The 12,729-nt window shown below is 67.1% G+C and carries 12 protein-coding genes; 9 read left to right on the top strand and 3 right to left on the bottom strand.

The window, feature by feature from the left end:
• Window positions 1-4: 4 nt before the first annotated feature.
• Entirely contained in the window at window positions 5-1,243 is a 1,239-nt protein-coding gene (locus ACZK45_RS18575; RefSeq protein WP_478445899.1) for a hypothetical protein, read from the top strand.
• 10 nt (window positions 1,244-1,253) lie between these two features.
• Complete coding sequence (gene gnd / locus ACZK45_RS18570; RefSeq protein ID WP_014648435.1) at window positions 1,254-2,159, top strand: phosphogluconate dehydrogenase (NAD(+)-dependent, decarboxylating); 906 nt, start codon at window positions 1,254-1,256, stop codon at window positions 2,157-2,159.
• Window positions 2,160-2,391: 232 nt separating this feature from the next.
• Here the strand turns inward: gnd and ACZK45_RS18565 are convergent, their stop codons facing one another.
• On the bottom strand, window positions 2,392-3,435 hold the full coding sequence (locus tag ACZK45_RS18565; protein ID WP_293794433.1) for an oxidoreductase: 1,044 nt from the start codon (window positions 3,433-3,435) through the stop codon (window positions 2,392-2,394).
• Between the two features lie 171 nt (window positions 3,436-3,606).
• On the opposite strand from ACZK45_RS18565, the gene ACZK45_RS18560 reads away from it, so the two are divergent.
• From ACZK45_RS18560 to ACZK45_RS18545, 4 genes are all read left to right on the top strand, one after another.
• The gene (locus ACZK45_RS18560; RefSeq protein WP_006470382.1) at window positions 3,607-3,990 is read left to right on the top strand and encodes a BON domain-containing protein; all 384 of its coding nucleotides are present in this window, start codon (window positions 3,607-3,609) and stop codon (window positions 3,988-3,990) included.
• Between the two features lie 232 nt (window positions 3,991-4,222).
• Window positions 4,223-6,040 (top strand): sensor histidine kinase, encoded by a 1,818-nt coding sequence (locus tag ACZK45_RS18555; RefSeq protein ID WP_032130516.1) that lies wholly within the window; start codon window positions 4,223-4,225, stop codon window positions 6,038-6,040.
• Window positions 6,037-6,477: a response regulator gene (locus ACZK45_RS18550; RefSeq protein WP_005411057.1), complete on the top strand. Its 441-nt coding sequence runs from the start codon at window positions 6,037-6,039 to the stop codon at window positions 6,475-6,477. Before ACZK45_RS18555 ends, ACZK45_RS18550 begins: the two co-directional genes overlap by 4 nt.
• A 4-nt stretch (window positions 6,478-6,481) precedes the next feature.
• Complete coding sequence (locus tag ACZK45_RS18545; protein ID WP_478445058.1) at window positions 6,482-7,993, top strand: two-component system sensor histidine kinase NtrB; 1,512 nt, start codon at window positions 6,482-6,484, stop codon at window positions 7,991-7,993.
• Window positions 7,994-8,947: 954 nt separating this feature from the next.
• On the opposite strand, the gene ACZK45_RS18540 is transcribed toward ACZK45_RS18545, so the two are convergent.
• Window positions 8,948-9,691, bottom strand: a complete 744-nt coding sequence (locus ACZK45_RS18540; RefSeq protein ID WP_149908680.1) for a proteasome-type protease — start codon at window positions 9,689-9,691, stop codon at window positions 8,948-8,950.
• Window positions 9,692-9,783: 92 nt separating this feature from the next.
• Here ACZK45_RS18540 and folK point away from each other — a divergent pair, with 92 nt between their 5' ends.
• Window positions 9,784-10,269, top strand: coding sequence for a 2-amino-4-hydroxy-6-hydroxymethyldihydropteridine diphosphokinase (gene folK, locus ACZK45_RS18535; protein WP_164138662.1), 486 nt, complete (start codon window positions 9,784-9,786; stop codon window positions 10,267-10,269).
• Window positions 10,270-10,300: 31 nt separating this feature from the next.
• On the opposite strand, the gene ACZK45_RS18530 is transcribed toward folK, so the two are convergent.
• A complete protein-coding gene (locus ACZK45_RS18530) occupies window positions 10,301-11,038 on the bottom strand; it encodes a pteridine reductase (protein ID WP_293794463.1) in 738 nt (245 codons plus the stop codon).
• 59 nt (window positions 11,039-11,097) lie between these two features.
• Between ACZK45_RS18530 and ACZK45_RS18525 the strand changes: the two genes are divergently transcribed.
• Together ACZK45_RS18525 and ACZK45_RS18520 are read left to right on the top strand one after the other, a co-directional pair.
• Window positions 11,098-12,282 (top strand): class I SAM-dependent methyltransferase, encoded by a 1,185-nt coding sequence (locus tag ACZK45_RS18525; protein ID WP_478445057.1) that lies wholly within the window; start codon window positions 11,098-11,100, stop codon window positions 12,280-12,282.
• Entirely contained in the window at window positions 12,279-12,671 is a 393-nt protein-coding gene (locus tag ACZK45_RS18520; protein ID WP_125895637.1) for a VanZ family protein, read from the top strand. Before ACZK45_RS18525 ends, ACZK45_RS18520 begins: the two co-directional genes overlap by 4 nt.
• Window positions 12,672-12,729: the final 58 nt, after the last annotated feature.

The raw sequence follows: 12,729 nt of genomic DNA, 5'->3' as shown, positions 1-12,729 counted from the left end.
GTTGATGGGCGTGGCACTCCTGCTGATGCCCGCGCTGGGCATTGCGTCCGCAACGCCGGACTGCACGCAGGGCCTGCTGCAGCGGCTGGGATGGCGCTTTGACGAGGTCACGGCCGGTGCACCACAGGTGCACGGCGGCCCGGTGTGTACACGTGCCTCGCTGGCTGAAGCACAGGCGGCAGGCGATCTGCGCGTGGGGTGGCCGGCCGGAATGTCCGCTGCAGCACGCCAGGCGTTGCTGCAACAGTTGCTGGACGATCCAGCCACGGTCTGCGCCTATGCCTTCGAACTGGGCGCGGCCACGCAACGTGCGGCTTCGGCACTGCAGGACAACCCCACCTTCCGCTTCTCCGGCCCGCAGCTGGGCTGGATCGGCTTCGGCCTGCAGGGCCCACGCGCGCAAGGCTGGCAGCGCACACGCAGTTTCGGTCGTGGCTTCGTGCCGAGCGCGGGTAACAGTCATGCACTGGAGGCGTTCTACAGCGGTGCCGTGCGTGCCGAATGCGGGGTCGGCCGCCAGGTCGCGCAGCTGGCTACGCAACGAGAGCTTTATGGTGATGCCGCGTTCGATACTGAGTTCGCAGCGGATGAACTGTCGATCGGCACCTTCCTCGCCCTGCACGAGACCGACAGCATCCTGCTCGGCGCACATGCCGGCGATTTCTTCGCCGATGGCAAGGCGGTGCGCACCTCGGCGATGGGGCGGCAGGCCTTCGTTGGCGTGCCCGGTTTCATCGAACATGTGTACGACAAAGGCACGCTGGACGACCTGAGCAACCAGGCCGAGAACTTCGTGGTAGCCGACGTGGGCGCAGATGCTGCGCAGGCACTGGCGATGCACGGTGGGCTGGCCTGGTACGACCAGCGCAATGTCGAACTCTGGAAACTCGCGCAGGGTATCCCGCGCATCGGCCAGCGCTACTTCGAGCGCCTGCTGTTCGAGCGCGATCCCAACCTTCGTGCACGGCTGGAACCGCGCTACCACGACACGCTGGCACGCATGGACCAGCTGCTGGACGATCCGTTCTACCAGCAGTTCGTGATCTATGTGCATCCACGCGGTATACGTCCCATCGGCTACCACATCGCCCGCCTGCTCGATCGCAACCCGCGGACGCCGTTTTCGATCGACCTGGCGGTGCACAATCTGCATACCACGCTCTACCGGCGTTGGCGCGAGGCGCAGCTGCGCCAGTGCGCGGCTACCGGCAGGCCAGGCAGCCTGACCCTAGACCCCAACTGAAGGTGAAACAATGGACATTGCAATGATCGGCCTTGGCCGCATGGGCGCCAACATGGCCCAGCGCCTGCATCGCGGCGGCCACCGCGTGGTCGGCTACGACCCGGGCGAGGGTGCCCGCCAGCGCGCTGCCGAGGCCGGCCTGGAAGTGGTTGATTCGCTGGCCGCCGCGGTTGCCGCGCTGCCGGTGCCGCGCGTGGTGTGGCTGATGGTGCCGGCCGGCGAAACCGTCGACCAGACCCTGGGCCAGCTGACCCCGCACCTGGCCGAGGGTGACATCGTCATCGATGGCGGCAACTCCAACTACCAGGACTCGATCCGTCGCGCCAAGGCACTGGCCGAAGACGATCTGGGCTACGTCGACTGCGGCACCAGTGGTGGCGTGTGGGGCCTGCAGGAGGGCTACAGCCTGATGGTCGGTGGCGAAGCGTCGGTGGTGGAGCAGATCGCACCGCTGCTGCGCACGCTGGCACCGGCCGAAGATCGTGGCTGGGGTCGTGTCGGCCCGTCCGGCGCTGGCCACTTCACCAAGATGGTCCACAACGGCATCGAGTACGGAATGATGCAGGCCTACGCCGAAGGCTTCGCGCTGATGGAGCGCAAGCAGGAAATGGAACTGGACCTGGCCCAGGTCGCCGAAGTCTGGCGCCACGGCAGCGTGGTGCGTTCGTGGCTGCTGGACCTGAGCACTGAAGCCCTCAAGCGCAATCCCTCGCTGGATGGCATCGCCCCGTACGTGGAGGATTCCGGCGAAGGCCGCTGGACCGTGGCCGAAGCGATCGCGCTCGATGTGCCGGCACCGGTGATCACCCTGTCGCTGCTGGAACGCCTGCGCTCGCGCGAATCGAATTCGTTCACCGATCGCCTGCTGTCGGCGATGCGCAATGAATTCGGCGGCCACGCCATCAAGAAATCGTAAGCACCGCGGTGGGGTCGGAGCCCTTCGGCGTTGCCGAAGGGCTCCGACCCCATGAAGCCAGTCGAGCATGGCTCGACTCTACAAAAGCCGTCTCCGATGGTTTCCACGTCGATGTGTCGACCAAGGTCGACACCTACCGTCGGACCCACCCCGCCATCCACGGAATGCCCGCTTTTGACGTTGACGTTGACGTTGCCGTTGATTCGGCAGGTGCAGGGCGCAGCCCTGCCGATCACCCCAACGCGATTCGCCGCCCTTCGCGCGCGCTGTCCATGCCGGCCTGCAGCAACCGCATCAGCTGCAGTGCCTGCACCGCACTGACCGTCGGCTCGCCATCGCCGTGCATCGCCGCCGCGAACTGCGAATACAGCCGCCGGTAGTCGCCCGGCAGGTTGTCCACGGTACTGCGCTGCACATTGTCCTCAGCATCACAGCGCACCAGCTCGCCGTGCCGTGGGTCGATGCCCCAGCCTGGCGCTCCTGGCGCAACACCGCGCCGCAGCTGTGCCTCCTGCACGTCCAGCCCATGCTTGATCCAGCTGCCACGACTGCCATGCACACTGAAGTGCGGCGTGGGGGCCGCCACCAGCGAACCGGCATGCACGATCGCGCGATGCCTCGGGTAGTGCAGTACCGCGTGGAAGTAATCGATGCCGCTGCCACCTTCGCGTTGCACGGCCAGATCGGCATCGATGGCCTCGGGCCAGCCGAACAGCACCAGCATCTGGTCCAGCAGGTGCGGTCCGAGGTCGTACCACAGGCCGCTGCCCGGTCCGTCCTGCTCGCGCCAGCGGTCGCGCACCTGCGGCCGGTAGCGGTCGAAGTGCGCATGGCACTCGGCCACGTCACCGAGCGCGCCTTCGGCCAGCAGCGCCTGCAGGGTGAGGAAGTCGGCATCGAAGCGCCGGTTCTGGAACACGGTCGCGATGCGTCCGGCATCACGTGCCGCAGCCAGCACCGCTTCGGCTTCAGCGACATCCAGCGCGAACGGCTTGTCGACCAGCACATGCTTGCCCGCGGCCAACGCCGCGATCGCCAGCGGTGCGTGTTGTGCGTTCGGAGTGGCGATCACCACCGCGTCCACCGCCGGGTCGTCGAACACCTCCTGCGGCGTGGCGCGCACGTGCACGTCGCTGAACGCGCGCAGCAACGTGTCGCGCTGCGAACTGACGATGCTGTGCAGCACCAGCCCGGGCGTGTGCTGGATCAGCGGCGCATGGAAGACGCGGCCGGCGAGGCCGTAGCCGATCAGGGCCAGTTGCAGGTCGGGGCGCATGAGACGGCTCCGGCAATGGGGAAGGGCAGGGTAAACGACACCTGCGTACAGGCCAAAACTGAACCGTTGCCGTTGGAATCGCCTCGATTCACAGCGGCATGACCGCAACGCCACGCCTGCTCTACGGCGGCTTGTCCAGACTGGCAGCACATCCCGAAGGAGTACGACACGATGAGCAATACCACCCGCACGCTGATTGCTTCCGCCCTGACCCTGGGCCTGGCGCTGTCCTCCTCGGCTGCATTCGCCAAGGACCCGGCCGCGAAGAGCCCGCCGACCAGCACCCATCCGGCAACCCATGCTGATCGCCATGACTCCAACGAGCCGGTGACCGATACCTGGATCACCACCAAGGTGAAGGCCGATCTGCTGGCCAGCAGCAACGTTCCGGGCACTGAAATCAAGGTGGAAACCGTGAACGGCGTGGTCAGCCTGAGTGGTGCCGTGGCCACCCAGGCCGAGAAGGACAAGGCGGTCACCACCGCCAAGGGCATCAAGGGCGTGACCCGCGTCGATGCCGCTGCATTGAAGGTCAGCGCTGCTGCCAAGCGCTGACCCCGGAGGGCGCCCCGCATGGGGCGCCCGCTGCCTGGGTAGAGTCGAGCTTGCTCGACTGCCCTTTGGGTTGCAGCCGAGCGTGGGCTCGGCTCTACAGCACCGGATTCCGAACCCGTTCAGCCAACCAGGCTGGAAACTCCAGAGTTGTGACCGCCTGCGCTATATTGCCCGTTCCGCCGCAGCCGGGCCGGTATCGGCCTACGCTCCGCGGCTGTGCTGACGAGGAACTATGGCGCTGGTTTTCAGTGATGACATCTGGGACCGTTGGCGGTTGCCAGCCTTGGCGCTGGCTGCTGCCGCGATCATCGTGGTGCCGTGGTTGACCCTGCGCCAACTGCAGCAGGACAGCGAAGATGCGATGGCCTGGGTCAATCATACCCAGGCCGTGGGTGTGGCCCTGCAGCAGCTGCAGGCCGATGTACGCGATGTCGAATCGGCTGCGCTGACCCTGTCCAAGGGTGTGGATGCGCCTGGCCTGCGCGAGCGCATGGCCAAAGCCAATGACCTTCCCGGTCGCCTGGCTGAACTGGGCCGGATGACCCGCGACAATCCTGAGCAGCTGATCCGCATCGGCCGTATCGAGTCGATGCTGGAAGGGCGCATGGCGCTTGCCCGCGAACTGGCAAAGTCCGAACCCAACAGTGATCAGCGCGAGCTGGTGCAGGACCTGAGCACGCGCTATCCGATCCGTGGCCTGGTGGAGGAACTGCAGGCGAGCGAGCAGAAGCTGCTGACACAGCGCGCCGAGCAGGCCGCACGCCAGCGCAAGCAGACCGAGCTGGTGTCGTGGAGTTCGCTGGTGATCCAGCTGGCGCTGCTTGGCCTGGTGCTGTGGCTGCTGCAGCGGCAGATCGGTCGCCGCCTGCATGCCGAACGACAGTCGCTGCGTTCGGCCGCGCGTGCAGCCTCGGTGCTGCAGACCGTGCGTGAGCCGATCGTGCTGCTCGACCGCGACCTGCGTGTGCAGCTGCACAACCCTGCCTTCGCCGAGCTGTACGGGCTGCAGGATGAACGCGCCGATGGCCTGTTGCTGGACACTGTCGGCGACGGTGCATGGAAAGACCCCGTGATGCGCCAGCGACTGTCCGATGTGCTGTTGCGCGGCCGCGAACTGTGGGACTTCGAGCATGAACAGCGCGCCGCCGATGGCATGGTGCGCTACATGCTGCTCAACGCGCGGCGCATGCCGCTGCCGGACACCGACGACGAAGTGGTGTTGCTCACGGTCAGCGACGTCACCGTGCAGCGTGCCGTGCAGCTGCGGGTGGAGGAACTGAACCGCCAGCTGGAAGGCAAGGTTGCGCAGGTGTCCGAGGTCAACAGGGAACTGGAAGCCTTCAGCTACTCGGTGTCGCACGACCTGCGTGCACCACTGCGCCACGTGGCCGGTTTCTCCGACAAGCTGTCGCGCCATCTGGGCGACGCCGCCGATGACAAGAGCCGCCATTACCTGGAGGTGATCTCCAGTTCGGCGCGGCGCATGGCGGCACTGATCGACGACCTGCTGGTCTACTCGCGGCTGGGCCGTGCGGCAATGCGCCAGCAGGCGGTGGACATGCAGTCGCTGGTGGCCGATACGCGCGCAATGCTCGATTCCAACCTGCAGGCCGAAGCCGAGAACAGCGGCCATGCGCACCACGTGGAGTGGAGCATCGCGCCGCTGCCGATCGTGGTGGGCGATGAGAACATGATCCGCCAGGTCTGGCTGAACCTGCTCGGCAACGCGGTGAAGTACTCGGGCAACCGCGAACCAGCGAAGATCCGCGTGGACTACCAGCCGCAGCCTGACGGCGGTCATCAGTTCACGGTCAGCGACAATGGTGCAGGCTTTGACATGGCCTACGCCGGCAAGCTGTTTGGTGTCTTCCAGCGCCTGCACAAGGCCAGCGACTACCCGGGTACCGGCATTGGCCTGGCCAGCGTGCGCCGCGTGCTCACCCGTCATGGCGGCCGTATCTGGGCCGAGGCCGAACCGGACGTCGGCGCCACCTTCCACTTCTACCTGCCTCCCGCGATCGATGCGGACAAACAAGGGCCTTCTGCATGACCACTCTGCGCACCATTCTTCTCGCCGAAGACAGCCCGGCTGATGCCGAAATGGCGATCGACGCCCTGGAAGAGGCGCGTCTGGCCAACCCCATCGTGCACGTCGAGGATGGCGTGGAAGTGATGGACTACCTGTTGCGCCGTGGTGCCTTCGCCAACCGCGAGGAAGGCCTGCCGGCGGTGCTGCTGCTGGACATCAAGATGCCGCGCATGGATGGCCTGGAAGTGCTGCGGCAGATCCGCGAGCACGAAGAGCTCAAGCGCCTGCCGGTGGTGATCCTGTCGTCCTCGCGCGAGGAAAGCGACCTGGCCCGCAGCTGGGACATGGGCGTGAACGCCTATGTGGTCAAGCCGGTGGACGTGGACCAGTTCTTCGGCGCGGTGCAGACCCTGGGCAAGTTCTGGGCGTTGATCAACCAGGCACCGGAACTCGAGTGAGCCCATGCCCCTGACCGGTCCCGCCCTGGGGGCGCTGCGCATCCTGCTGGTGGAGGACTCACCGGAAGATGCCGAGCTGATGTCCGAACAGATGCTCGACGCGGGCCTGGAGGCCCGTTTCGAGCGCGTCGAAAGCGAGGCCGAGCTGCGCCAGGCACTGGTCGCGTTCCAGCCGGACATCGTGCTGTCCGACCTGAGCATGCCAGGGTTCTCCGGTGACGACGCGCTGCGCATCGTGCGCGAGACCTCACCGGAAGTGCCCTTCATCTTCGTCTCCGGCACCATGGGTGAGGAGAATGCGGTGGCGGCGCTGCAGAAGGGCGCCAACGATTACATCATCAAGCACCTTCCGGCGCGCCTGCCGTCGGCGGTGGCGCGTGCGATCCGCGATGCACGCAGCGCCATAGAGCGCGCGCGGGTGGAAACCGAACTGATGCGCGCGCAGCGCCTGGAAAGCCTGTCGCTGCTTGCCGCCGGCCTCAGCCACGACCTGCGCAACATCCTGCAGCCGCTGCTGATCATGCCGGACCTGCTGAAGGCGCGCACCGAGGATCCGCAGCTGCACCACCTGGCCGATGTCATCGCCGAGTGCGGCCGCCGTGGCCACGAGATGGCCGAATCGATGCTGTCGTTCGTGCGCGGCTCGCGCAAGCCGAGCGAGCGCATCGAGATCGATGGCCTGTTCGATGCGGTGGCGCTGCTGTTGCGCAGCAACGTGCCCGATGCGGTGCGCCTGGAGTTGCAGGTGCAGGACGAAGGCCTGGTGGTCGACGCCAACTACACCGAACTGCAGCAGGTGATGCTGAACCTGGCGCTCAACGCGATCCAGGCGATGCCCAACGGCGGCCGCCTGAGCCTGACTGCCAGCCATGCCGGCCAGCGCGATGGCGTGGACTGGATGCAGATCTGCGTGGCCGATGAAGGCATCGGCATGGATGCGGACACGCTGTCACACCTGTTCAATCCGTTCTTCACCACCAAGGCCGATGGCACCGGCCTGGGGCTGATTTCCTGCAAGCGCATCGTTGAAGGCGCCGGTGGCAGCATCCACGTCAACAGCCAGCCGGGGCAGGGCACCTGCTTCGAGCTGCGCCTGCCGATGCATGAGGCCATCGATGGCAGCGAGCCGATCGAGCAGCTGGTGGCGCTGGGCAGTGGCCAGTCGATCCTGGTGGTTGACGGCGAAGCCACGCGCCTGTCGCTGCTCGGCAACGCGCTGTCCAGCCAGGGTTACCAGTTGCAGCTGGCCTCCGATGGCCCGGCGGCGTTGCGCTGGATGCAGCAGGAGGCGATGCCGGCGCTGGTGATTGCCGATGCCGGTTCCAAGCTGCTGCCGGCCAGCCAGCTGCTGGGCGAGATGGCCACGCTTGGCTACCGCGGTCCGGCGCTGGTGCTGGAAGACGCAACGGTGGATGTATCGGCCGATGCATTCCCCGCTGGCGTGGAAGTGCACGTGCTGCGTAAGCCGCTGCAGATGCAGCAGGTGTTCCGCGCGGTGGCCGAAGCGCTGGGCTGATGCCGCGGTAGTGCCGGCCGCTGGCCGGCATCGCCGTGCGATGGGATCACTGCGGTTGCCGGCCAGCGGCCGGCACTACCGGTCCCCGGTTTCCCTGGAGATGCGTGGCTGGTATTGGCCGCTGCCGATGCAGCAGGTCTTCCGCGCGGTGGCCGAAGCGCTGGGCTGATGCCCGGCACTACCGGTCCCCGGTTTCCCTGGAGATGCGTGGCTGGTATTGGCCGCTGCCGATGCAGCAGGTCTTCCGCGCGGTGGCCGAAGCGCTGGGCTGATGCCCGGCACTACCGGTCCCCGGTTTCCCTGGAGATGCGTGGCTGGTATTGGCCGCTGCCGATGCAGCAGGTGTTCCGCGCGGTGGCTGAAGCGCTGGGCTGATGCCCCGGTAGTGCAGGCCGCTGGTAAGCATTCCCGTGCAGTGGGATCACTGCGGTTGTACCAGCGGTAGGCACTACCGGTCCCCGGTTTCCCTGGAGATGCGTGGCTGGATTTGGCCGCTGCCGATGCAGCAGGTCTTCCGCGCGGTGGCTGAAGCGCTGGGCTGATGCCGCGGTAGTGTACGCCGCTGGTAGGCATCGCCGTGCGATGGGATCACTGCGGTTGTAGGCCAGCGGTGGCACTACCGGTCCCCGGTTTCCCTGGAGATGCGTGGCTGGTATTGGCCGCTGCCGATGCAGCAGGTCTTCCGCGCGGTGGCCGAAGCGCTGGGCTGATGCCGCGGTAGTGTAGGCCGCTGGTCGGCATTCCCGTGCAGTGGGATCACTGCGGTTGTAGCCAGCGGTAGACACCTACCGGTCCCCGGTTTCTCTGGAGATGCGTGGCTGGTATTGGCCGCTGCCGATGCAGCAGGTCTTCCGCGCGGTGGCCGAAGCGCTGGGCTGATGCCGCGGTAGTGCCGGCCGCTGGCCGGCATTCCCGTGCGGTAGGATCACTGCGGTTGCCGGCCAGCGGCCGGCACTACCGGTCCAGGGTTTCCCACGGGAAGCGTGGCAGCGCGTCCACCGCCTGTTCCAGCCGCCGCGACCAGTTCTGGTGAATATCGGCATACAACGCCGAATCCGCGCCCAGCCGCAGCTGCTGGCCGATGCGCAGCTCGCCGTCGCGCAGCAGCGCCAGATCGATCGGCAGGCCCACCGACAGGTTGGAACGGATGGTGGAGTCCAGCGAGACGATCGCCGTACGCGCGGCATCCTCCAGGTGTGTGGCCGGGCTGAGGATGCGGTCCAGGATGGGCTTGCCGTACTTGGACTCACCGATCTGAAGATAGGGCGTCTCCGGCGAAGCGGCGATGGCGTTGCCGAGCGGGTAGATCATGTACAGCCCGGGCCGCTCGCCAGCGATCTGGCCACCGAAAATCAGCGTCGCCTGGGTGTTGACCCCGTCATGGCCGTGCTCGCTGTGGCTGCTGTGCACCTGGCTGTCCACCAGCAGCTGGCCGACGTACTCGGCAGCTTCGAACAGATGGGTCATGTCGCGCAGGTTGGGCGTGCGCCGTTCACCGGCGTCGCGCCCCAGGCGTGACACCAGCAGCTGGGTGGTGGCCAGGTTGCCAGCCGCCATCAGCACGTAGGCTGCCTGGCCGGGGTACTCGAACACGTGCAGCTTGCGGTGCACGCGCACATCGTCCAGCGAGGCATTGGTCCGGGTGTCGGCAGCGAAGACAAGGCCTTCGTCCACCTCGATTCCAACGCAATAGGTCATGTCGGTGCCCTATCATGTGCGTCCCGGATTGTAGGCAGGCCGCCGTGACGACGGCATGTCCACGCCCCCTCAAGTGCCGTCACCTGAACCGCATGACCACCGTGCTCCTGAGCCTGGGCAGCAACGTCCAGCCCCGCCGCTACCTCCACGCCGCGGTGACGGCCCTGCGCGAGCGCTTTGGCGCACTGCAGGTGTCACCCGCCTACCGTACTGCCGCGGTCGGCTTCGATGGCCCGGCCTTCCTCAACAATGCGGTGGCGATCGAGACCGATCTGCCGCTGCAGGAACTGGACGACTGGCTGCATGCGCTGGAAGACGCGCATGGCCGCGATCGCAGCGGGCCGCGCTTCTCCGACCGGACCCTGGACATCGACGTGGTGTTCTACGGCGACCTGGTGGTGGAAGGCCCCGGCCACCTGCGCATTCCGCGCCCGGAACTGAAGCATGCCTTCGTGCTGAAGCCGCTGGCGGACATCGCGCCGGGCTTCATCGACCCGGTCAGCGGGCAGGACCTGGCAACGCTGTGGCGTGCGCACAGACAGTTTGGCGAGGCGTTCGAGGTGGTGGACCTCGGATGACGGAGGTTGCCGGCCAGCGGCCGGCACTACCTCAACTGACCGTACGCCCACCATCCACGCGCAGGGTGTGGCCGGTGACGAAGCTGGCTTCGGCCACCAGCCAGTAGACCGCCTCGGCGATCTCCTCGACCGTGCCGATCCGTGCCAGCGGCGTGCGTGCCAACAGCGCCTCGCGGGCGAAATCGTCCTTGCCCTGTTCCGGCCACAGGATCGCCCCCGGCGCTACCGCATTGACCCGCACTTTCGGCGCCAGCTCCAGCGCCAGCGAGCGGGTGGCCATCTCCAGCGCGGCCTTGGCCATGGTGTAGGCGATGTGGTCGCGCATCGGGTCGGTGCCGTGCAGGTCGGTCAGGTTGACGATGCAGCCCTGCTGGCGGCGCAGGTAGGGCGCCGCCGCCTGTGACAGCAGCAGCGGCGCGCGCGCATTGACCGCATACAGCTCGTCCATCGCCTTGGCAGTGACCTGGCCCAGCGGGGTAGGGAAGAAGTTGGAGGCGTTGTTGACCAGTGCATCCAGTCGCCCGAAGTGGGTGACGGCCTGCTCCACCAGGTCGGCCAGGGCGTCGGCGTCGCGCAGGTCGGCCTGCAGGGCCAGCACGCTGCCCGGGCGCACGTTGTCGAAATCGAACGCGGCCTGCTGCAGCTCCGCGCTGGAGGTGTTGGCGTGCAGCACCACCGACCAGCCACAGGCATGGAACTGGCGGGCGATGGCTGCACCGATCCGGCGCGCGCTGCCGGTGATCAGGACCACGGGGTGGGTGTCGCTCATCGAGGGTCCTCCAAGGCTCGGCTATCCTGTGCACCATTGTCACCGCATTCGAAGACGCCATGCAGCCCACCTTCCCCCTGCCCGAAGCCGATGCCCTGGCCCACAGCGACCAGCTGGCCGCCGCCCTGCGTGCCGAAATCCTTGCGCAGGGCGGGGCGATGCCGTTCTCGCGCTTCATGGAACTGTGCCTGTACACCCCCGGCTGGGGCTATTACAGCGCCGGCGCCAGCAAGTTCGGTGGCAGCGGTGACTTCATCACCGCGCCCGAGCTCGGCAGCCTGTTCGCCGGCAGCGTGGCCAATGCGCTGGCGCCGGTGTTCGCCCAGCTGGGTGCGCAGGCGCGGATGCTGGAACTGGGCGGTGGTACCGGCGCCTTCGCCGAAGCGGTGCTGCTGCGCCTGGCTGAGTTGGACGCGCTGCCGTCGCGCTACGCCATCCTCGAACCCAGCGCCGACCTGCGCGAGCGCCAGCAGCAGCGCCTGCAGCAGAACCTGCCGGCCGAGCTGGCGGCGCGCATGGACTGGGTCGACCGCCCGTTCGAGGAGGACTGGGAGGGCGTGGTGTTTGCCAACGAGGTGATCGACGCGCTGCCGACCCCGCGCTTCCTGATCCGCGATGGCGAGGTCTACGAGGAAACCGTCGAGCTGGATGCCGAAGGCAACTTCATCCGCGGCGCGCAGCCGGCCGACATCCTGCTCAATGGCGCGGTACGCCACATCGAGCGCTACCTGGAAAAGCCCTTCGCCGAGGGCTACCGCTCCGAAGTGCTGCCGCAGCTGCCGTACTGGCTGCAGGCGGTCGCCGGTGGCCTGCAGCGTGGCGCGATGCTGTTCGTCGACTACGGTTACAACCGCGGCGAGTTCTACCAGCACGACCGCGATGATGGCACCGTGCGTGCGTTCTACCGCCACCACGTGCACAACGACGTGCATCGTTGGCCGGGCCTGCAGGACATCACGGCGTCGGTGGATTTCACCGCGATGGCCGAGGCCGGCATGCACGCCGGTTTCGAGCTGGCCGGTTACTGCAGCCAGGCCAGTTTCCTGCTTGGCAACGGCCTGGACCAGGTGCTGCTGCTGGCCGAGGAACGCACCGATGAAGTGGGGCGCATCCAGCTGCGTGACCAGGTGAAGAAGCTGACCCTGCCGACCGAGATGGGCGAGCGCTTCCAGGCCATCGGCCTGCAGCGCGACGTCGATTTCGAGCCGGCGTTCGAGCTGGGTGACCTGAGCTGGCGCCTGTGAGCCACGCGTTGCCGGTGATCAAGCCGCTGCAGCGGCCGCGCCTGTGGGCCGTGCTGTGGGCGCTGGCGGTGCTGCTGGTGATCGTGGTCTGCCTGATCCCGCCGCCGCCGATTCCGCTGCCGGAAAACAGCGACAAGGGCGAGCACTTCCTCGCCTATTTCATCCTCGCCGGCAGCGCGGTGCAGCTGTTCCGTCGCGGCCGCCCGCTGCTGTGGGTGGGCGTAGGCCTGGTACTGATGGGCATCGGCATCGAGTTCGCGCAGGGCGCGCTGACCAGCAACCGCATGGCCGACCCGATGGATGCGCTGGCCAACACCATTGGCGTGCTGGCCGGCATGGCCACCGCACTGACCCCGATGCGCGACCTGCTGCTGCGCTGGCGCGGGTAAAGGCGTGCCAACCAAGGTTGGCACCCACCTGTAGATCCACGCCATGCGCGGATGGAAT

The organism is Stenotrophomonas sp. 63632_Sma, from assembly GCF_056482875.1.
Note: the sequence above shows the minus strand (reverse complement) of the source record. Positions and strands in the feature narration are given on the sequence as shown.